Raw genomic sequence first — 19,901 nt, forward strand, 5'->3', positions numbered from 1 at the left:
ATGCTGACTATCGATATATCCCCGTTATATAAGTAGATGGCCGGAACTATGCCAAGCCTATCGAGGCCCCCTTCCGTCCCCCAATTCTGGGGGAAACTAAACTCAAAGCCTCCAGAATTAGGAGTTTGAGGGAATAAACGACTTTTGGCCTCTTTGACGATTACTGGATCTTAGAAAACATCCATCATGTTTTCATTTAGTGACTGTTTGACGAATAGTAGTCAGCACGTCTGATAAATGATGGATTACGTCATCATTGGTAAACCGTAAAACTTGATAACCATAGCGTTCGAGCTGTTCTGTTCTAGCGATATCGTAGTCAAGTTGTGTATCGTGAATAGCACCATCGATTTCAATCATCAAACGACAGGCAGGACAATAAAAGTCAACAATGAAGCGACCAATCGGATGCTGTGCCCGAAACTTAAATCCATCTAGCTGACGAGCTTTTAATGCGGTCCAAAGTGTCTGTTCAGCGATAGTCATATTCTTTCGTAACCGTTTAGCTGCCGCCGCAATTTCGGGTGTTGTGCTCCTAATTCTTTTTGAATGATGCATCAGGACACCATCATAGACCTCGACTAAAAATACCCAAAAAATAGTAATTGATTAGATCTACGAATTTGAAATGCACATCAAAGCCCCCAGTATTGGGGGTTGGGGGCCTAAAAAAGCTGTTAACCTTACAAAACTTGAACCGATGAACCTTACCCCCATTGCCGATAACCTGTGGTGCGCCAGCCAGCCCCTTCGCTTTATCGGCCTAGAAATAGGCACCCGCATGACCGTAGTACGTCTGGGCAACGGCGACCTGGTGCTTATTTCTCCCATTGCCCTGGATGCCGCCCATCGTCTTCAGTTAGATACCCTGGGTACAGTGCGCCACATCATTGCGCCCAATCTGTTTCACCATATGTTTGTGGGCCAAGGGCAGTCCCTATATCCCAATGCAACGGTGTGGGGGGTGGAGGGTCTCGCGGAAAAACGACCCGACTTAAAGCTGGATGACCTGGTGAACCAACCTGGCAGTTTTAATGGCGAACTGGACTACATGCCGTTCCGTGGGTTTGCGTCGATCTTGCCCCAGGGGATTTGCATGGCCAATGAAACGGTTTTCTACCATCGCCCCAGCCGCAGCCTAATTCTTACGGATATCGCCTTTAACTTTGGTCAAAATAGCAGTCTTTCTGTGCGTCTGGGCACCCGCATTTTAGGGGGCTACAACCAACTGCAACCCAGCCGTTTAGAAAAGTGGGGCACCCGCGATAAGGCGACGGTGGCAGATTCTGTGCGCCAGGTTTTGGCCTGGGACTTTGACCGGGTGATTCCGGCCCACGGCAGCATTGTGGAAACAAATGGCAAGGCGGCGTTTAAGGCAGGCTATGAATGGTTTCTGGACTGTTCTTTATCGCCCTAGCTGGCGTTTCTGACGGCATATTTGCGTCGAGAATAGCTTTCTAGGGCAACGGCCTGGCGCTTGGGGGTGACCTTATTTCTGGCTTTGTGCAACCAAACGGCTACGTCGTTTTCGGTTAGGCGAATTTTTTGCCCCAGGGTTTGGATAAAGATGGAATGGTTGGAGATTTCAATATCGCGCACGGGGTACCACTCGCTGCGGGTGCGAATTAGGAAATCTAGATTCCACATGGACGTGCTTTTTTGGTTGCGTTGGATCCACCACTTGCGCCACAGTTCATTGGGGCTGGTGCAGTTGACCTCATAGGCCGGGGGCACCTTGCTGTATTGATAGGTGTAAAACTCGGTGTTGCCCTTGCTTTCGTTGGGGATAAACCCTTTTTCTAGCAAAATTTTGTTGATCAGCTGCCAGTAGGGGGAGCTTAGCTTCACTAAAAAGCAGTGGGGATCTTGCACTAAATGGCTAGACGCTAAGAGACCTTCGTTTTTGACGAAGAGCTGATTGTTGTCGCAAATATTATGAGCCCTGAGATAGCTGCTGTTGATGATGACGGGTTCTTTGTTCAGAGACTTGTCCAGAAAGGTACAAATTAGGTCTAAATCGTGTGCCATTCTATTTTTCCAATCAATGTGATTTTCAGGGGTGGCTCAAGGCTCATTTGCTTATGTTTAAGTATGCCCTTAAACATAGAAGACTTTTATAAATTGACAGAACAAACTTCCGGAATCGCTGAATCCGTTGATACACGAAGTCTCTTAAATTATGTTTATTAAACTCTTTTTGATTAAGGAGACATCAATCTTAAAATTAAAAACGAATAGTTCAGTATTTTCTCCCTGCGATCTTTTGCATAAAAACGTTAGCGGATTGCGCAGGACCAACAAGTTTTTTATTTATTGCTGTCTGCAGGGGAGAAACCGATCTATTTTTTTAGATCGTCTTGCTTGACATCTACCTACTAGGTGGTAGATACTTTGATTATGGAAAAAAGCACTGCCCAACGCATATTGGATGTCGCCCAGGATATGGTGCGTAACCGGGGCTATAGCGCCTTTAGTTACGCTGATATATCTAAGCAGGTGGGTATCCGCAAAGCGAGTATCCATTATCACTTTCCGTCTAAGGATGAGCTGGTGAAGGAGCTGGTGGTGCAATATCGGCAAACCATGGGAAAGGCCTGCGATCGCATTGCCAAATCCCGAGCCAGCCTAGATCAACAGCTGATCCAGTTTGCCAATCTCTACCGAGACGGATTGAGCAATGGTCAAATCTGTTTATGTGCCATGCTGGCCGCAGACTTTGCCGTACTCCCCGAATCCGTGCACGCAGAGATTAAAATCTTTTTCCGCGATACCGAAGCCTGGCTGGGCGAACTACTGCAGCAAGGTTGCGATGACGGGATTTGGACCTGTCAACCGTCGGTCACCCAAGAGGCTAAGGGCTTAATCGCCATGCTTCAAGGGGCCCAGCTGCTGGCCCGTTCAGCAGACAATAGCACCGCCACCTTCGAGCAGGTGGTTTATCCCTTGTTAACCGCCAAGTTTTCTAAGTCATAGCCCACCAGCCATAGCCCACCAGGGGGCTGCTCAAACCTGGTGGGCTATGGCTGCTTGCATCCACCCCGGGTAGTTTGTCCACATTCAACTACCTACTAGTAGATATTTTATTTTATAAACTACCAACTAGTAGGTAAAAGTCACTTAACCACGAGGAACCATCATGTCTTTATCATTTACCGGCCAAAAGCTAATTGTTATCGGCGGCAGCAGCGGCATGGGCAAAGCCGTTGCCCGCACTGTGCTCGACCATGGTGGGGCCGCTGTGCTGGTGGGTCGCCGGGCCGAAAAGCTCCAGGCCGCTGTGGACGAACTCAAGGCCTACGGCACCGTGGTGGCCGAGCGGGCCGACATTTCCCAGCCGGAGAAACTGCAGGCCCTAATTGCCAAAATTAACCAGACCCACGGCGATGCCACCCTGTTGGTGAATGCGGCCGGGGTGTTTTTGCCCAAGCCGTTTTTAGACTACGAAGCCGCCGACTACGATCTCTATTTGGACCTGAACAAGGCCACCTTTTTTATTACCCAGGCCGTGGCCCGCAACATGATCCAAAACAACAATGGCGGGGCCATTGTCAACATCGGTTCCATGTGGGCCAAGCAGGCGGTGCAGGCCACCCCATCCTCCGCCTATTCCATGGCCAAGGCGGGGCTGCACTCCCTGACGCAACATCTTGCCATGGAGCTGGCGGATAAGCATATTCGGGTGAATGCGGTGTCTCCAGCGGTGGTGGAAACCCCCATCTATGAAGGCTTTATCCCCAAGGACGACGTTCACGGAGCACTGCAGGGGTTCAACAGTTTTCACCCCATGGGTCGGGTGGGTACGCCGGAGGATGTGGCCCATGCGATCGCATTTTTACTCTCCGACAACGCCGCCTGGGTCACCGGTGCTATTTGGGATGTGGACGGCGGTGTGATGGCCGGACGTAATCAGTATAACTAGGTGAACTCAATCTTTTGCAAGATACAACCAAGCTATTAAACTGCTTGTTTCTGCCCCCAAACCCCCAATTTTGGGGGCTTTGAGTCTGGCCTCCCCCAGAATTGGGAAGAGGGGGTCTCGATATCTGAAAATTAATTTAGGATCACCTACTTAACTCCGAGTTAGAAAATGGCCCTCCTTCAGCATTCCTACCCCCTAACTCCGAGTTAGAAAGTGGCCCTCCTTCAGCATTCCTAACCCCTAACTCCGAGTTAGAAAATGGCCCTCCTTCAGCATTCCTACCCCCTAACACCCACTTCCGAAAATGCTATCTTTAGCTGACAAAAACGTCCCTGTAGTGATGGAGATAACCGATGAAATTACACACCGACTACCGCCAGCGTGTTGTTGTCCATACCGATAGCTTACCCTGGGTCGATTCCCCCATGGCCGGTGTCCAGCGGCAAATGTTAGAACGCGATGGTGAAGAAGTAGCACGCGCCACATCCATGGTGCGCTATGCCCCTGACAGTTACTTTTCCGCCCACACCCATGGTGGCGGAGAAGAGTTTCTTGTGCTAAGCGGTGTATTCTCTGACGAACATGGAGATTTCCCCCCGGGCACCTATGTGCGCAATCCGGTGGGTTCCAGCCACACCCCCTACAGCAAAGAGGGGGCAACCATATTAGTAAAACTGCAACAGATGGATCCCGCAGATCAGCAACAGGTCACCATTGATACCAACAACACACCCTTTGTGCCGGGGTTGATCCCTGGGCTCCAGGTGCTGCCTTTACACAGCTTTGGCACGGAGCAAGTTGCCCTCGTTAAATGGGCACCGCATACAAAATTTCAAACCCATCGCCATTGGGGCGGGGAAGAAATCTTTGTTGTGGAGGGCACCTTCGCCGACGAACAGGGCGTTTACCCAAAAGGTACCTGGCTACGCAACCCGCCCAACAGTGTCCACACCCCCTTCAGCGAAGAAGGGTGCCTAATCTATGTAAAAACGGGACACCTGTAAATCTGTTGCGTAGGGCTACAGGCCTAATGACGAAATACGTATGTGGGGTGAAACCCTCTGTTGCAAGAGATACTTTCTGAGATATTTAAAGGTAGCTCAGGCGACGGATCGCTGGCCTAGGCTTAAAAATACTCAACCATTCTATTGGTGGGTGCCTGGCGGCGAACAACGGAAACTAGCAAAACTTCACTGCCTTTACCTTCAATATCTTTCACGTAGCGACGCTGTTCTTGCAGCGCTTCACTTTCCGACTCAAACGGCCCAAAATAGTAGCCACGGCTAGGGGAAGCGGCTAAAATCTCTAACCACCAGGACCTGTCGAGGAGGCTAAACAGCTGATGTATAAACTTTTTCATAATAGGGTGGACTCATTGAAATACAGTTCGGCGTTGCTGATTTTCACTATGACTTTTCAGAAACGGTTGAAAGATCTGTGGGGACAGATCGCATCGCTCTTGAAATCAACAACAGTATGAATCACGTCCTAAACAGACGCACCTTTTCCCTTATACTCCCCTGAGAAATCTCTGCACTGTTGGCCTTGATACTTTTTTATAAATAAAAGTTATTAAATGATAATCTATGCAAATCAATTATCATCATAAAAAATAAATTCAAGGCGCAACAACCTAAGCACCCAGGGGTTCTTGGGAAAATTCGACGATATTACCATCAGGATCCTTAACCATGGCAATTATTGAGCCATTGGGAAGCCGAGTTGCCTTCAAACGTATCATAGCGGCTTCCCGCTCTAGTTTTGTCAAAATTTCGTAGATATTGTTTGTCAGTAGGGTGATGTAGCGATAGCCACATGCGACAGCAATATCCGTGCTGATGGGGTGGGTGGGTGTTGTTTTAAACTCCACGAGTTTGAGTAGTGACTGGCCATGGCTCAGCTGCACCATGCGCCCTTGCCCAATCAGGGCTGTTGTCAGTTCTTGCACCACCGTTAAGCCGAGCAGATCCCGATAAAAGTGCAAAGAACGCTCCAGGTTGGCGGTGACTAATCCAACATCGATCGCCGTTCTAGGCGATGTTGGGGAAAGAGTGTTCATGGCTCAATTTTTTATGCGGTCTCCCCTAGGGTAGGGCAAAGCGGCTGTCTGGTGTTGGCGGCCCCTAGGGTAATGCCCCTTTATCCAAAAATGAACAAAGGGGCATTAAGAGAGTATGGATTTTGTAAATCTCAGGAACCTAGGCGTTGGCACCGAAAAGCTTTTTCCGTAAGGGCATTGCATCCCATGTCCCTACGGCCTTTAGCCTGGGTGTTTGGGCGCTCCCCTTGGCCGCTTTTAGCCCTATAGGGCCTTTTCAATGGCCGCTTTTAGCTCAGGGGCATCGGGGGCGGTTTTGGGGTCAAATCGGGCAACAACTTCACCGTCACGACCGACGACAAACTTACCAAAGTTCCATTCGATATCGTCGCCTTCACCCACTAGAAACTGATATAGGGGGCTACGGTTAGCACCGTTAACGTCCTGCTTTTCTAGCAGGGTGAAGTCTACGTCGTACTTGGTCTTGGTAAAGTCCTTGATCTCGTCCGCTGTGCCGGGTTCCTGGGCACCAAACTGGTTGCAGGGCACGCCGACAACGACTAGGCCCTGGGCGCCATATTTCTGATCTAGTTCGACTAGGCCGCTATATTGGGGCGTTAAACCACACGCACTGGCAACGTTAACGAATAGAACGACTTTATTTGCGATCGCATCGGGACTTAATGGCTGACCATCTAGTGTAGCTAGATTACTGGGTACAGGCATGATGGATTAACGATTTGGACAACGCTTATATTATCAACCATCTTTGGTTCTAGGGGTACTACTCCACCGCTAAGGGCTTGTTAAAGATTAGAATCATGGCCTTGTTCCTTGAAATCATGGCTTAACAAGCTTTTCAGGATTAAACCGTGAAGTGGTTTCTTAACAGCTCCTAAGGAGGCACCATGCCCCAAGCATTAGCGCTTTAGCCAGTTCAGCCCAAACGGTAGGGTGGGGCTGTCCTCCCTGTCGGGGGCAAAGTCTGCCGGGTTTTGGTCATAGCGATTGCGCACCGGAATTTCTGGCCCCTGGGCATCGCCCACCAGGGAAGCGGTTGCTTCTAGGGCCGTCCGCAGGCGCTTGCCAGCATAGATGGACATATCCCGTGGCACATTGATGCGATCGCGCAGATAGCGCAGCCCCCCATCACTGCCCTGGGGTGGCTTGCACGGTTCTCCCTGCATCAGGGTCGTTAGGGCACAGCGCAGGGCTTGATCAAATATCTGACTATCCACCGGATTCACCCGAACGATATTTTCCCGATGTTTTAGCACCCGGTGCAGCGCTTCCTCGCGAGAGTTTTCGGGCTCTGCATATCCCACGTCTGGCAGCCCCAGCCAAGGCCCCTGATCCACCCGTTGCTGGTTGGCCCTGGCCTGGTCTTCCCCATTTTCCCAACAGCCCCCCATCTGGGGCGGCAGATCGTGCACATGGGTATGGAAATCGCTTTGGGTGCCCCGGTAGGTGGGTCGGGTTTCCATGGCCTCAAACCAGGCGGCAAAGCCCGGATTCTCTTCTCGCATGGAATAGCCTTTGTAGTAAAACAAACTGGCGTTCATCCGTTCCACATAGGGCGTAAACACCACATCGACGACACTAAAATCTGCTAAAAAATAAGGTCCTGGCGTGGCGGCTAGGGCAGCTTCCACCTTGGATACCACCTCAACAAACTGCTCCCGGTTAAACTGCTCCTGGCGGGCCGACCGCACCGGCTGACACAGCCAGCTACACCAGGCCCGAAACAGCAGCCTTTCCAACCGGCGCAGGGGCATGGCCTGGGGCGACTGCATAGCAACGCCCAGGGGACCAAACGCCCGCTCTAGGGCAATTAAAATATCGTCACTTTCGGTGATCAGCTGACCGTCTAGTTCCACCGCAGGCAGCATACCGGAGGGCACCTTTTTCTTATACCAGGCTTCTTTTTGCCCATAACAAAACATGGTCACCTTTTCGATGCGATAGGGAATCTGCTTTTCCTCTAACCACAGCCACACCTTTTGGCAGTAGGGACACCAGGCATGGTTATCGCGAAATAGGGTGACCCGCACGTCGGCTTCGGTTTGGCCAAACAGCCGCAGCCGCGCCTGGGCATTGGTGGGGCCATTGACCCGCTCGGGTTGAATCGTGTCGAGGGCTTCTAACTCAGGCCAGGTCAAGGGAGCAGTGGTCATAGTATGAACAATAGAATAGCGTTGCTGTATCTACACTAGGGATAATAGCCGATGATGATTAAAAAGATTTTGAGCCTCTGCTTAGCCGTTGGCCTTTCCTTGGGCCTAATGGTGGCCCCGGCCTTTGCCTTAGATCTATCACCGGGCGATCGCATTATTTTAAGAGCCACTAATCCCCAAGGGGTGCCGCTCCATGAAACCTCATCCCCGAGCCTGGTGGACCGAGCGGCCACGGGAACAGTGGCTGAAGTAATAGATACGGTGGCCAATAGCACCTGGGTCAAGCTTAGGTTGCCCAACGGTGAGGAACGGTGGGTGGTGGAACGCTACATTGAAAGTGCGATCGCGCCGGACCCAGAAGCAGCAGTCCCCCCTGAAGACAACCCTGGCAGCAGCCCAGAGGAAACTCTCCTGCCAAACTTAAGGGGGGAGGCTCTGCGGCGTCAGTTAGCAGAAGACTTTGATGTGGAAAACAGTTTGGGCTATCGCCGTGCCCGAGACTACATGTTTAGCCAACTAGACAACAATAACGGCGTTGTGCGCGGCATCTATTCAGGTTTTGAGCAACCCATTCGCCCCAACTCCCGCACCCCCCGCAGCGATGCGTTTCAAAATGGCCGAGGTTTAAATGCCGAACATTCCTGGCCCCAGAGCAGAGGCGCAACGGGGGTGGCCAAAAGCGATTTGCACCACCTGTTTCCATCCCAGGTCAGCGTCAATAGCCGCCGCGGCAGTTTACCATTTGCAGAAATTGATGACACACAAACCAGATGGTGGTTAATTGCTGCCGATGAAACCAACGCCATCCCCACCACCAATATCGACGCCTACAGCGAAGCTACCCAAGGGGCCTTTGAACCCAGGGAACAAGTAAAAGGGGACATCGCCCGGGCCCAGTTTTACTTCTACACCATCTATCGCAACCAGGCAGATACCGGCTTCTTTCAACAGCAGCGGAATGTTCTATGTAGCTGGAATGCCATTGACCCAGTCAGTACCCAAGAACAGCAGCGCAGTACGGCCATCGCCTCACAACAGGGCAACGAAAATCCGTTCGTCCTAGATCCTAGCCTGGCCAACCGCCTTTACTGTGAGAGATAGGGAACGGCACCAACATAGATATCTAAATATCCAGACACAGCTACGGTGTACCCACAAGTCATCGTAAAATCGCTTTTGCTGTCGAAGGCCCCCCTAAATCCCCCCAGGATTGGGGAAACCCCAGAACGCCTAATTAGGAAAACGTAGATATTTCCATAAAGGGGGGCCAATGCAGGAATTTGAGCTTTAGTTCGAGATGTGTATACACGGTAGCCAGACACAGCCATTAGGGGCACTGCATACAATGTCCCTAATGGCTGTGGGAGCAGAACCAATGTTTTTATGTGGCCACACAAAATTTCGTTGCTAGGTTAAAGCATAAACTGCTACCCCGATGGCATCCGCAACAGTCTAAAAACCATTCCCATACCCGCAGCGGCACAGGTTTTACTTCTAACAGATTTTAAAGATCGTTTTAATTTCCTAGGGCCTTAAACCGCTAGGAAATTAAAGATTTTTTGAACTCGTTCCAGGGGCAATTTTTAGCTCCGTTTTCGAGAATATGCAATTTTTTTACTCCTATCACAGCTGTAAATGGTATTGTCATCATCAGTACTCCGCAAAAAAAAATATCGGAGTTATTACAGTACTAAAAACAACTTTGTCGTTGCAGATTTGGCAAGCCATTCGCTTTGTACGTTGCTTTATGTCAGTACAAGCGGGTTAGGGGCCATTTCAGTTATTTAACGGCGCTGCAATTTTATCCATAGGTTGGCACATATGTCCCAGTACTTTCTTGGGCTGAACCTCAGCCATGAGCGTTCAGCTGCCATCGTGAAAGATGGTGAGATCTTGGTGGCCATTGAACAAGAACGTCTGGATCGACAAAAATATAGCATTGGCTTTATGCTGCAATCGCCTGGGGTAACAGCGCGAATGCAGCCTCCCCACGATGCCATTCGCTACTGTTTGGATAGCTGCGGCATTACCCTAAATGATTTAACAGCGGTAACCGCCAATATGCCAGGACATGATTTTGCGCCGACAATTATGCGCAATACGCTGCCTGCGGACATTGCCGACCGGGTCTTGGCAATTCCCAGCCACCACCTGGCCCATGCCTATTCAGCCTATTGGCCATCGGGTTTTGACGACGCGTTGGTGCTGGTGATCGACGCCACAGGCACCACCCATCAAGACCACCGTACGGAATCTTACACCCTTTACGAGGGCCATGGCCATACTCTGTCAACTCTCCACAGCGAAACTGTTGACTCCCATCTCACCGGTCTGTCCACCCTCGGGTTTCTGTACGAATATGTCACCCGCAAAGCTGGCTTTGTTTCTAAAATGGGCAATACCAATGTTAGCCATGCGGAGGCTGGAAAGCTGATGGGGTTAGCCCCCTTTGGTGGAGAACAGGCTAACTTCCATGATTGGATTAAACCCGTGGACAATAGCTATAGCCTGTCCATCTCTCCCTACGACATCTTTTTAGAAATAGCGGCCCTAGAAAAGACCTACGACAACGGCGAGGGCAAACCCTATTTACGGCCCTATTTGGTAGATTTAGCCTACAAGATTCAGTCGGAGCTGGAAAAGGCACTGAAGCATATTGTTAAACTGGCCATGGAGCGCACCGGGCTGAAAAAGCTCTGCATCGCTGGCGGAGTGGGGCTAAATTCGGTGGCCAACTACAGACTCTTTAAAGACCTAGGGTTGGACGATATTTTTATCTTTCCGGCGGCGAGTGATAGTGGCATTGCGGCTGGGGCCGCCCTATGGGCCTATGGCCAACAGGGGGGTGTTAAGCGGCCGGCATTGACCCAGGCCACCCTGGGCCATGGCTATGGGCCACCCCAGGTTAGTCAGGCCCTAGAACAATTTGAAGACCTGATTGAGTTTGAAGAACTAACCCCCGCAGACATGGTGGAGCGCAGTGCCCAGGCCCTGGCCCAGGGGAATATTGTTGCCCGATTTGAAGGGGGCGCTGAGTATGGTCCCCGAGCCCTGGGGCACCGATCTATTATGGCGGATCCGACATTTAAGCGGATGCGCGACATTATTAATGCCCGGGTAAAATTCCGCGAGGCATTTCGTCCCTTTGCTCCGGTAATTCCGTTAGAAGCGGTGGACCAGGTGTTTGAACTGGATGGAAAATCGCCGTTTATGTTAATGGTGGCCCCGATTAAGCCCGAGATGCAACAACAGATTCCGGCGGTCACCCATGTGGACGGCACCGGACGGGTCCAGACGGTAACCGCCGAGCACAATCCTTATTTTCATCAGCTCTGTCATCAGCTGGTGGATCTGCGCCAGGGACCACCCGTATTGCTGAATACCAGCTTTAATGTGGCGGGACAACCCATTGTGGAAACACCGGCAGAGGCGATCCAAACCTTTTTGAATACGGATATTGACTATCTGGCCATTGAAAATGTGTGGATTGCGAAAAAGCACGTGCGGGTGCAAAACTATGGAGAACATCTGTCGAAGACGGGCGATGCCGTGGTGCCCCAAGGGTTGCCCCCCAACCAGCCCGCCGTTACTGAGCTAATGGCAAAATTGGATCGGGCGCTCTTTTTTGGGAAGTGCGATCGCTGTCCCTGGAGTGACACAGAACTCAAGCAGCTATCTAAGCTGGGAGCCCGGTACAAAGAGACCAGCGTTCTCTTCCCCGACTCTCCTGTCATGGGGCCGCTCCATAGCCGAGTCACCCAAGACGTCGTCTGGATTTTTGATCCCCTCAACAGCTCTACCCTGGTGAACCTGGCCGAAGAAAGTGGTCTTTCTAAACAACATTTTACGGGAAGTGCCAACCAAAAATCGGAGTTGAAGGCCCCCGCAAAGGTGAGCGGCCATAGCCTCAGTTCCGCCATTCGCCTGGCCTCTAAAGTAAATGGCGTCCGAGGGCGCCAGCTGCATCAGCCAACCCAGCCCAGAAGCTACAGCTTTGACCAGGTGAAGCTCCTAATGGCCCTGGTGTCCGACCAACCCGGTTGGCAAGAAAACATTCGCCATCAACTGTGTCTGACCCATGGGGAACTGGCCCAACAGATCCAGTGGGCCCACGAACAGCTAAAACACTATGGGGTGAAGCTGGCCCACCGGGAAGCCGCCGAAGATAGCATAGACTCTCCTTTGCCCAGCGCCAGTGCCCACACCCTGGCCCCCTTTGAAGCCAGCGACTTTACCCTGCGACATCAGCTAGGGGAACTGCGCCATTGTTTGCAGCAGGCCGACTATACCCTGACAACAATTTGCCAAAAACTAGATGTGGAATCGTTGCAGTCCATTGAACCCACACGGCTGCACTATTACGATCGTTTTCGCCTAGGCCATAGCCAGCTAGACGATCTGATTAGACTATTTCTGTTGCGGGTGGCCTTACCCCAAACTCGCCTACAGGAGATTTTAGGCCCATCGCTAACCCAGCTACTCATAGGGTTAGGGCTGCTGATTCAACGGGGGGAACAATGGTCGTCACGCATTGACCTATTTTGTGTGGAGGGATTGTATATCGCCACGGACCACCGGTATATGCTGCTGTCAGAAGATAGCATGGACGAAAGTCCGGTGATGTACATCGGAGCCGACAGCCAGGGGCTGGTGTATACGGCGCCCCGCCATTCTGTTGCTGCGATTCTAGACCTGTGCTGTGGCAGCGGCGTCCAAGGCCTAGTGGCCAGCCGCTATGGCCAGCAAATCACATCGGTCGATCTCAACCCCCGGGCGATTCGGTTTTCCCGATTCAATGCCCAGCTCAATGATATTCGCAATATTCAGTTTCACCAGGGCAGTTTATATCAGCCGGTGGCGGGGCAAACCTTCGACACAATTTTGGCCAACCCTCCCTTTGTGCCCAGCCCCAGTCGAGACCTTGGGTTTCGCGATGGGGGCGCCAATGGAGAAGAGATCTTAGCCGCCATTATCCGTGACAGTGCTAGGCACCTAAAGCCCCAGGGGCAGGTGTTTATTGTCACAGACCTGGTGGATGTTCAACAATATCAAGCCAAGCTAAACCAGTGGTGGGGTGGGGGCAAGGCCCATCAGCTAGTGCTGTGTACGGCGGATCGCGACGATGTGCTGTTCTCGGTGCCCCACAGCCATGCCCCCTTTGGCCAAAGTTTAGAGGAGTACAATACTGAACTGGAAAGGTGGCTAAACAACTTCCATGGGGCAGGTTTGCAGGCCGTAAACTTTGGCTACATCCTAATTCAACAACAGTCTCAGCAGCCATCGGCGTCCTATTTCTGTCGCACCATCCATAACCCCACCCAGGGAATTTACGATTTTGTGGCAGGCTATTTCCACATGCGTCAGCTATTGGCATCCCCTAGCCGAGAGGATTGTTATTTATCTCTCTTGCCAAACCTGAGGTTCCGCATTGAGTCGGGTCTGGGGGACACTCAGCAACACATTGAGCTATTTGTGCCAGACGATCCGTATTTTACGACCTATCAAATCAACGAAGACCTATACGAAACCCTGCAAACCATCCAGCGACTAAGGCCCCAATGGTCCCGGTTTGTGACACCGGCCAACCAGGCCCAGCTAGAAGACCTGATCTGCAAGGGATTGTTGCAGCTAAGTGTGCAACGGCCCCAATCCCCCGAGCGTCAGAATTTGGAAAAACTCTTTTCCCAGTCTGGGGAAACGGCGGGCATTGTGGAGCTGAGAACAAAAACAACGCCCACCTGTTTGTCGGCCTATTTGGGCTAGGGCTAGGGCTAGGGCGCGATCGCAGCATTGGTCAAATTATTCAATGCCCCGGATATGGTTTTTAAGCTTTCCACACCGCAGCCATTGAGGCGATGGCGACCGCCCAAATATTGCGGATCGTTATAGGCTAGCTGGGTTTCGCCCCCTTCATCTTCCCAAATTAGTAACTTTTGGGGCAGGTCAATGGCCATGGTTTGCTGACACTGCATCAGGGGCGTACCAATCTTCGGGTTACCAAAAATCACCACCCGGGTGGGGCGCAGGTCCAGACCCACTCCGGCGGCATTGGCATCGTGCTCAACGGTGGCGAACAGATTTAGCCCCTTGGCCTCCAAAACCTTCTTAAATCGGGTTTCGGTTTCATCAACGCTGTGGGGGCTAGACTTAACCACTAACCCGGTGGGGGCAGTGGCCTGGGCAACCGCACGGGCACGGAAAAAATAGGCGGCGGTTAAACCGGTTAGCAGGGCCATTAACCCAAGACCAAGGACATTACTCTTATGCATGTTTGGAGTGGGAGCTAGAACACTAGCTTTTAACTATGCCCCAGGACACAGAAAATTGGGCATGTTACAGATTTTTTTAATGGATATTACAGTGCGGCTAAACGTAAGGATGCTTTTTGGGAAAAGCCAGTAAGGCGTATGCACGAAAATAAAATCCTAGACAAAATTCTGTTATGCAACGTCCCCCCCTTGTCAGACAATTCTGAAACCGTTGAAATGAAGAGGTTTAGCTATTCTCTCTGACTTATGTATACACAGTAGCCCCTCTTGAAAGGAGATCCGGGGTGGACTCCACGCAATCCTACTGACCCATCAAGTAAAAATAAGCACACCTTGCCAATTCACCACGTAAGCCCGTTAGCAATTTTCCATCCAGTTTGACCAGCCAATTCAAAAAAAATACAGATTTCTCAATAATATTCCGACTTTAGTTGAATTTTTTCCGTAATTTTGCTTAGTATATTCTGTTAAAAGTCACTGACCTCTAAAACAGGGGAAATACCATGTTTTTAGCTGAATATTTCCCACCCGTGCCTGCCTATCAAGCATTTCAAGTGTTTAGTGCCCAATTCATCCCACCAAACATCCTAAAACTTATTTTTTTAGAGATTGTTGAGGTGAGGGACCATGGCTAAAATCCTCCTCATCGATAGTAATCGCTCCAGTCGCCAGGTCCTCGAACAAGCCTTTGCCCTTTACGAACACGATGTCGTCTCCACCAAGCAAGGGGATAAGGGGCTGACCATGGCCGTTAGCGAAGCGCCGGACCTAATTGTGATGGATGTGGACGCCCAGGGCCTGAACGGCTGGCAGGCGATCAAAATCCTTAAAGAATCGAGCGCCACCTGGTCTATCCCGGTGATTGCCATGGCCGCCCCCAATGTATCTGGGCAAATGCTGCTCCAAACCGGGTTCGATACCTACGAACGTAAGCCTGCCACGGCACGACACGTTTTGCAAAAAATTGATGCCCTGCTGGTGCGCCACGCGGAACTGCGCCAGCCGATTCCGATTCCGCCCGAATCGTCCGACCTAGACTATGCAGACCTAACGAGCCACACCTCCGTTGTGTATGTTTCCGACGATATCGCCGATAGCCAAACCATGGCCGAAATCGTCCAAGGGGCGGGCTATGGCTACGCCAATGTATCCGATGTCTTCCAGGTATTGCCCAGACTCATTGACCACAAACCTCAGCTAATCTTTCTAGAGCTGGACTTGCCCGTGGCCAATGGCTACGAACTATGCGCCCAGGTGCGCCGCATCGCCATGTTCAAAGAAACGCCCATTGTGCTGGTGGCCAATAGCGATCGCATCGTCGATCGGATGCGGGGCAAAATGGTCGGCGCTGCCGCATTTATCACCAAGCCGATCAAACCCAAAACGGTAATCAATTTTTTAATCAAATACCTATCAACGTCCAAACGGCCCTAAGGCCCTAAGCCACCGGCCCTCAGGCCACCATGGGGATATCCTTGGCTAGCACTTCCGCATAGAACGTCTGTAACTGCTGGGTAGCACCGCGCCAGCCCCAGCGCTCCGCTTCAATTCTGGCATTGCGGCGCAGCAGCTCATTTTCGGTACGGGCGGCGAGCAGCCGCTGGGTGGCCTTAATTGCCCCATCGTCATCGTGGGGGTCAAACAAAAAACCATTGGTGCCATCGGTGACAATGTCGGGAATGCCCCCCGCATTGGCCGCCACCGTGGGACAACCGGCCGCCATGGCCTCCAGCAGCACCAGCCCCAGGGTTTCGGTGCGGGATGGAAAAATAAACGCATCCGCCGAGGCATAGGCAGAAGCCAGGGTTTCGCCACCTAAATAGCCGACAAAGTTAGTGGCGGTGCCAGCAAAATGCTCCTCTAGCTCTTCGCGGTAGGGGCCATCGCCCACCAGGGCCAGCCGCGCATCGGGAATCGCTTCTAAAATCGGCTTAATCCGATCCACTTCCTTTTCCGCCGATAGGCGACCCACGTAGAGCAGCAACGGCGCATCGGGGTGGCCTTCGCTCAGTCGGTCGCGCATTTCTCGGCTGGCCAAGCTGGGGCGAAATAGGTCCGTATCCACACCCCGCTGCCACACCTGCACATTTTCAATGCCGTGCTCGGTGAGCTCATCCTGCATCGCCGTGGAGGTACACAGGTTAACGCGAGCGTTATTGTGCACCGCCTTCAGCAGCTCCCACAGCATGCCTTCAAACATGCCAAAACCGTAGTGTTCTAAATATTTGGGCAGGTGGGTGTGGTAGGACGCCACCAAAGGAATCTCTAGGGCTTTGGCATAGTAAACCCCCGCCAACCCCAGCACCGCCGGATTCACCACATGGATCAAATCAGGGTTAAACGCTTCGATGCCTTCCCCAATGGAGGGCCGGGGCAAGGCCAGTTTTAGCTCTGGGTACAGGGGCATGGGAAAGCCAGACACCCCTTCAATTTTGGCACCCTTATATTCTGTTAGGCCCCCCTCTGGGCAAAACACGCAGACATCATCCCCCAAGGCCTGGAGCTGTTCGACAGTATGCTTGAGGCGAGTTACGATGCCGTCGACTTTAGGGAGAAAGGTTTCGGTAAACAGAGCAATGCGCATACGGTTAGCAGTGGTTGAATGCGGGTGTATCAAAAAATACTGGGCTGTTGATTATTCAAGCGTGAAATTGTCCAAGGCTCAAGCCCCTGTGGACAGTTATTTAGACCGTTATGGCCCAAAAAAGAGGAAGTAAGCCCAGCAGAATCACCCACTGAGTCTTACTTCCTGCCGTCTACTAATAAAGTCGGAAGTCAGAAAACGAAAACTTCCGAACTCTAACTTCCATAGCCTGAATATCCACCTAGCTAGCGGGGATGGGAGTGGGGGCTGTGGACGCTTTTTTGGTCCACTTGGACGTACAAACAATCTTCGAAGTATCGCAACGGCCAACATACTTCTTGGCGATTTCTGTTACTTCCAACATCAGTCCCTTGTCCAACTGGGTGGGCTGGAGACCCATATCCAAGAAGCACTGGTTGTCAACGATTAGCTCGTTTTCAGCCGCTTCGTTACGGGGGTTCTCCATGTACTGGATTTCAGCCCCGGCAATGTCGGCCACAATTCTAGCCAGGTCGCGCACCCGGTGGGTTTCGGTCATCTGGTTTAGAATTTTCACCCGGTCACCCTTCTTGGGGGGATTATTGATGGCCAGCTCCACACAGCGAACGGTGTCTTGAATGTGGATAAAGGCACGGGTTTGACCGCCGGTACCATGCACCGTTAGGGGATGGCCAATGGCGGCCTGCATCAAGAAACGATTGAGAACAGTACCGTAGTCTCCATCGTAGTCAAACCGGTTGATTAACCGCTCATCCATGGCGGTTTCGCGGGTGTTGGTACCCCACACAATGCCCTGGTGGAGGTCGGTTACCCGGACTTCGTCGTTCTTGTTGTAATACGCAAAGAACAGCTGGTCTTGGGTCTTGGTCATGTGGTAGATGCTGCCGGGGTTAGCGGGGTGCAGAATCTGTTTTTCGATCACCTTGCCGGTGTCGGTTACCACCTGGATGTCGAGATACCCTTCGGGAATCTTCATGCCAGCGGTGCCGTAGCCGTAAACCCCCATGGTGCCTAGGTGAACCACGTGAATATCTAGATCGGATTCGACGATGGCACAGAGCACGTTGTTGGTGCCGTTGAGATTATTGTCAACGGTGTAGCGCTTGTGCTTGGGCGACTTCATGGAATAGGGAGCGGCCCGTTGTTCAGCGAAGTGAACAATCACGTCGGGGGCGTAGTCACAAACCAGGTGAAAGAATTTGTCGTACTCCTGGGCAATGTCCAGGTTGTGGAAATCGATAGTCTTGCCCGTTAGCTCTTGCCATGTTTCCAGACGCGTGGTCATGGAACTGATGGGAGTTAGGGAACCGATTTCCAGCTCATTGTCGATATTGCGTCGAGACAGGTTATCGACAATGGTCACATCATGACCTGCGTTTGATAGATGCAGTGCAGTGGGCCAGCCACAAAAGCCGTCTCCACCTAATACGATTACTTTCATCCTTTAGCGCTTAAGCCTCCTTCATGATTAGCAAGAATTATACAGAATATGTGTATAGAAACGTTATCTCATGATCTGTGGAGACGGTGGCAAGAACATGGAGCCAAACTTTGGTAAGCGTTGCTACAGCTGGCGGGACGGCCTCTAACGCCACTGTTCTAGGCCATTGGGATTACTGAAATATAAAGTTGACTAAGTGTATTCCACATTCTTTGAAGAAAGAAAAATACGTGGCTGGTTGAGGCGCTTACTGTTCAGCCTTTAGGCAGGGCACGGTGCTGCCTAAAGGCCAATAAGCTTAAACAGCCAGATTTGGGTCTCTTGGCGACTGTCAAAGTTATTGTCGCTGACCAGAATCAGGCTAGGGCTGCCGTCCTTGAGGGTGGGGCCGAGGGCCATGGCTTCTAGGTTATCTGGGGCCAATGGGGTGAGGTCAGCGACGAGCTGCTTGCGGATGGGGGTGATGCCGCTAATGTCTCCCTGGAGGGTTGCGATCGCACTGGTATCCGTCGCCACCCCGGTGGCCAATTGGTATAGCTTCACCGACAGCCCCTGGAGGCCAAAGGCGCGCTCTAGGGCCAAAAAGTGGCCCCCCACATCAATGGCTAAAATTTCTGACAGGCCGTTGACCACAGCCCCCAGGGGGGCATCGTCCATGGGGTACCAATGCTCCGACAGCAGGGTGGAACGGCCCAAGCCTTCGGAGTTTGGATCAATTAAATAGTGGAGCCAGCGGTTTTTAAATGGAATTTCTGGATCTAAATCCAGGTCTTGGTAGAGGGGACCTTCGGTGGCGGCAAACAGGCGAAAGGGTTCGTAGGAGCCACCGGGGGCGCTGATGGTGAGGGCTTCAAAGCCGATATTCTCTTGAATCCCTTGGGTTTGCTGCTTGGGGGCATTGCCGTCGGAGTCTGTGCCAAATAAATAGCGGTCCGGCAGGCGCAGGGTATTTTTTAGCTGCCCGGTGGCCAGGTCAAATTCCTGTAGCTTGGGGGGAATCTGCTGCCTAAAGGACCCTTCACTGGAAATAATCAGGCTGTTACTGGGGGTGAGGGCCAGACCCTCTGCATCCAAAGGTGCGATCGCGGCCCCGTTTTCATCTTTCAGTAAAGTTACGGATGTTAATTTGGCATCGTTGATGGCGGTGGGACTTAACTCCAGGGCCAGGGTATACACCCGAGGTTGTTGGCGATCGTCTGAGAGGGCATAGTACTGATTGCGTTTGCGATCGTAGGCAATGGCAGATAGGCCCCCCACTTCGGTGCCGTCAAACGACTCCATGGGCAGCACCACATGGTCCACCGGCTCCACCGACAGGTCTAGAAACAAGCGCTCCTCCGCACTAACCTGGGGAACGGCACAGCCCGCGATCAAAAGACCAATAATTGTTGCCCACAGGCAATTTGTTAACCCTTGTTGCCAGTTTTTATTACCCATAGCTCATACCTGTCCATAAGCTCACATAGCCTAGCAGAC

At 51.8% G+C, this 19,901-nt stretch carries 17 protein-coding genes; 7 read left to right on the top strand and 10 right to left on the bottom strand.

All coding sequences use genetic code 11. The features are described from left to right. Positions 1-192: 192 nt before the first annotated feature. Positions 193-558: an endonuclease domain-containing protein gene (locus IXB28_RS11085; RefSeq protein WP_215618644.1), complete on the bottom strand. Its 366-nt coding sequence runs from the start codon at positions 556-558 to the stop codon at positions 193-195. 142 nt (positions 559-700) lie between these two features. On the opposite strand from IXB28_RS11085, the gene IXB28_RS11090 reads away from it, so the two are divergent. Further along, positions 701-1,417 carry a DUF4336 domain-containing protein gene (locus IXB28_RS11090; protein ID WP_215618645.1) on the top strand — a complete coding sequence of 239 codons (717 nt, stop codon included), beginning with the start codon at positions 701-703 and terminating at the stop codon, positions 1,415-1,417. On the opposite strand, the gene IXB28_RS11095 is transcribed toward IXB28_RS11090, so the two are convergent. Next, the gene (locus IXB28_RS11095) at positions 1,414-2,028 is read right to left on the bottom strand and encodes a hypothetical protein (protein ID WP_215618646.1); all 615 of its coding nucleotides are present in this window, start codon (positions 2,026-2,028) and stop codon (positions 1,414-1,416) included. The two genes, IXB28_RS11090 and IXB28_RS11095, sit on opposite strands and share 4 nt — an antisense overlap. A 369-nt stretch (positions 2,029-2,397) precedes the next feature. Between IXB28_RS11095 and IXB28_RS11100 the strand changes: the two genes are divergently transcribed. The 3 genes from IXB28_RS11100 to IXB28_RS11110 all read left to right on the top strand — a co-directional run bounded on the left by IXB28_RS11100 (position 2,398) and on the right by IXB28_RS11110 (position 4,923). Next, complete coding sequence (locus IXB28_RS11100; protein WP_215618647.1) at positions 2,398-2,973, top strand: TetR/AcrR family transcriptional regulator; 576 nt, start codon at positions 2,398-2,400, stop codon at positions 2,971-2,973. 163 nt (positions 2,974-3,136) lie between these two features. Continuing rightward, complete coding sequence (locus IXB28_RS11105) at positions 3,137-3,919, top strand: SDR family NAD(P)-dependent oxidoreductase (RefSeq protein ID WP_215618648.1); 783 nt, start codon at positions 3,137-3,139, stop codon at positions 3,917-3,919. Between the two features lie 353 nt (positions 3,920-4,272). Beyond that, positions 4,273-4,923: a cupin domain-containing protein gene (locus IXB28_RS11110; RefSeq protein ID WP_215618649.1), complete on the top strand. Its 651-nt coding sequence runs from the start codon at positions 4,273-4,275 to the stop codon at positions 4,921-4,923. A 122-nt stretch (positions 4,924-5,045) separates the two neighbouring features. Here the strand turns inward: IXB28_RS11110 and IXB28_RS11115 are convergent, their stop codons facing one another. The 4 genes from IXB28_RS11115 to IXB28_RS11130 all read right to left on the bottom strand — a co-directional run bounded on the left by IXB28_RS11115 (position 5,046) and on the right by IXB28_RS11130 (position 8,131). Next, entirely contained in the window at positions 5,046-5,279 is a 234-nt protein-coding gene (locus IXB28_RS11115; protein WP_215618650.1) for a DUF1816 domain-containing protein, read from the bottom strand. Positions 5,280-5,552: 273 nt separating this feature from the next. Then, positions 5,553-5,978, bottom strand: a complete 426-nt coding sequence (locus IXB28_RS11120; protein WP_215618651.1) for a VOC family protein — start codon at positions 5,976-5,978, stop codon at positions 5,553-5,555. 243 nt (positions 5,979-6,221) lie between these two features. After that, the gene (locus IXB28_RS11125) at positions 6,222-6,683 is read right to left on the bottom strand and encodes a glutathione peroxidase (protein WP_215618652.1); all 462 of its coding nucleotides are present in this window, start codon (positions 6,681-6,683) and stop codon (positions 6,222-6,224) included. Between the two features lie 194 nt (positions 6,684-6,877). Continuing rightward, positions 6,878-8,131, bottom strand: coding sequence for a glutathione S-transferase family protein (locus IXB28_RS11130; protein ID WP_215618653.1), 1,254 nt, complete (start codon positions 8,129-8,131; stop codon positions 6,878-6,880). A 51-nt stretch (positions 8,132-8,182) separates the two neighbouring features. Between IXB28_RS11130 and IXB28_RS11135 the strand changes: the two genes are divergently transcribed. Next, positions 8,183-9,232 (top strand): endonuclease, encoded by a 1,050-nt coding sequence (locus IXB28_RS11135; RefSeq protein WP_215618654.1) that lies wholly within the window; start codon positions 8,183-8,185, stop codon positions 9,230-9,232. Positions 9,233-9,952: 720 nt separating this feature from the next. Continuing rightward, the gene (locus tag IXB28_RS11140; RefSeq protein ID WP_215618655.1) at positions 9,953-13,894 is read left to right on the top strand and encodes a carbamoyltransferase C-terminal domain-containing protein; all 3,942 of its coding nucleotides are present in this window, start codon (positions 9,953-9,955) and stop codon (positions 13,892-13,894) included. Between the two features lie 8 nt (positions 13,895-13,902). Here IXB28_RS11140 and IXB28_RS11145 read toward each other — a convergent pair whose 3' ends face one another. Beyond that, positions 13,903-14,400, bottom strand: coding sequence for a DUF302 domain-containing protein (locus tag IXB28_RS11145; protein WP_215618656.1), 498 nt, complete (start codon positions 14,398-14,400; stop codon positions 13,903-13,905). A 627-nt stretch (positions 14,401-15,027) separates the two neighbouring features. On the opposite strand from IXB28_RS11145, the gene IXB28_RS11150 reads away from it, so the two are divergent. Further along, positions 15,028-15,834, top strand: a complete 807-nt coding sequence (locus IXB28_RS11150; protein ID WP_215618657.1) for a response regulator transcription factor — start codon at positions 15,028-15,030, stop codon at positions 15,832-15,834. Positions 15,835-15,853: 19 nt separating this feature from the next. On the opposite strand, the gene IXB28_RS11155 is transcribed toward IXB28_RS11150, so the two are convergent. The 3 genes from IXB28_RS11155 to IXB28_RS11165 form a co-directional block, all read right to left on the bottom strand. After that, positions 15,854-16,984 (bottom strand): glycosyltransferase family 4 protein, encoded by a 1,131-nt coding sequence (locus IXB28_RS11155; RefSeq protein ID WP_215618658.1) that lies wholly within the window; start codon positions 16,982-16,984, stop codon positions 15,854-15,856. Positions 16,985-17,225: 241 nt separating this feature from the next. After that, positions 17,226-18,425, bottom strand: coding sequence for an NAD-dependent epimerase/dehydratase family protein (locus tag IXB28_RS11160; protein ID WP_215618659.1), 1,200 nt, complete (start codon positions 18,423-18,425; stop codon positions 17,226-17,228). A 282-nt stretch (positions 18,426-18,707) separates the two neighbouring features. Further along, positions 18,708-19,862 (bottom strand): esterase-like activity of phytase family protein, encoded by a 1,155-nt coding sequence (locus IXB28_RS11165; protein ID WP_215618660.1) that lies wholly within the window; start codon positions 19,860-19,862, stop codon positions 18,708-18,710. Between the last annotated feature and the right edge of the window lie 39 nt (positions 19,863-19,901).

This window comes from Leptothoe kymatousa TAU-MAC 1615, from assembly GCF_018739865.1.
GTDB classification, from domain to species: domain Bacteria; phylum Cyanobacteriota; class Cyanobacteriia; order Phormidesmidales; family Phormidesmidaceae; genus Leptothoe; species Leptothoe kymatousa.

What these genes read in the sequence shown, in the direction of transcription:
- IXB28_RS11090 (WP_215618645.1), top strand. Translation starts at nt 701, where the DNA reads ATGAACCTTACCCCCATTGCCGATAACCTGTGGTGCGCCAGCCAGCCC.
- IXB28_RS11125 (WP_215618652.1), bottom strand. Translation starts at nt 6,683, where the DNA reads ATGCCTGTACCCAGTAATCTAGCTACACTAGATGGTCAGCCATTAAGT.
- IXB28_RS11100 (WP_215618647.1), top strand. Translation starts at nt 2,398, where the DNA reads ATGGAAAAAAGCACTGCCCAACGCATATTGGATGTCGCCCAGGATATG.
- IXB28_RS11110 (WP_215618649.1), top strand. Translation starts at nt 4,273, where the DNA reads ATGAAATTACACACCGACTACCGCCAGCGTGTTGTTGTCCATACCGAT.
- IXB28_RS11145 (WP_215618656.1), bottom strand. Translation starts at nt 14,400, where the DNA reads ATGCATAAGAGTAATGTCCTTGGTCTTGGGTTAATGGCCCTGCTAACC.
- IXB28_RS11165 (WP_215618660.1), bottom strand. Translation starts at nt 19,862, where the DNA reads ATGGGTAATAAAAACTGGCAACAAGGGTTAACAAATTGCCTGTGGGCA.
- IXB28_RS11140 (WP_215618655.1), top strand. Translation starts at nt 9,953, where the DNA reads ATGTCCCAGTACTTTCTTGGGCTGAACCTCAGCCATGAGCGTTCAGCT.
- IXB28_RS11115 (WP_215618650.1), bottom strand. Translation starts at nt 5,279, where the DNA reads ATGAAAAAGTTTATACATCAGCTGTTTAGCCTCCTCGACAGGTCCTGG.
- IXB28_RS11095 (WP_215618646.1), bottom strand. Translation starts at nt 2,028, where the DNA reads ATGGCACACGATTTAGACCTAATTTGTACCTTTCTGGACAAGTCTCTG.
- IXB28_RS11150 (WP_215618657.1), top strand. Translation starts at nt 15,028, where the DNA reads ATGGCTAAAATCCTCCTCATCGATAGTAATCGCTCCAGTCGCCAGGTC.
- IXB28_RS11105 (WP_215618648.1), top strand. Translation starts at nt 3,137, where the DNA reads ATGTCTTTATCATTTACCGGCCAAAAGCTAATTGTTATCGGCGGCAGC.
- IXB28_RS11130 (WP_215618653.1), bottom strand. Translation starts at nt 8,131, where the DNA reads ATGACCACTGCTCCCTTGACCTGGCCTGAGTTAGAAGCCCTCGACACG.
- IXB28_RS11085 (WP_215618644.1), bottom strand. Translation starts at nt 558, where the DNA reads ATGCATCATTCAAAAAGAATTAGGAGCACAACACCCGAAATTGCGGCG.
- IXB28_RS11155 (WP_215618658.1), bottom strand. Translation starts at nt 16,984, where the DNA reads ATGCGCATTGCTCTGTTTACCGAAACCTTTCTCCCTAAAGTCGACGGC.
- IXB28_RS11135 (WP_215618654.1), top strand. Translation starts at nt 8,183, where the DNA reads ATGATGATTAAAAAGATTTTGAGCCTCTGCTTAGCCGTTGGCCTTTCC.
- IXB28_RS11160 (WP_215618659.1), bottom strand. Translation starts at nt 18,425, where the DNA reads ATGAAAGTAATCGTATTAGGTGGAGACGGCTTTTGTGGCTGGCCCACT.
- IXB28_RS11120 (WP_215618651.1), bottom strand. Translation starts at nt 5,978, where the DNA reads ATGAACACTCTTTCCCCAACATCGCCTAGAACGGCGATCGATGTTGGA.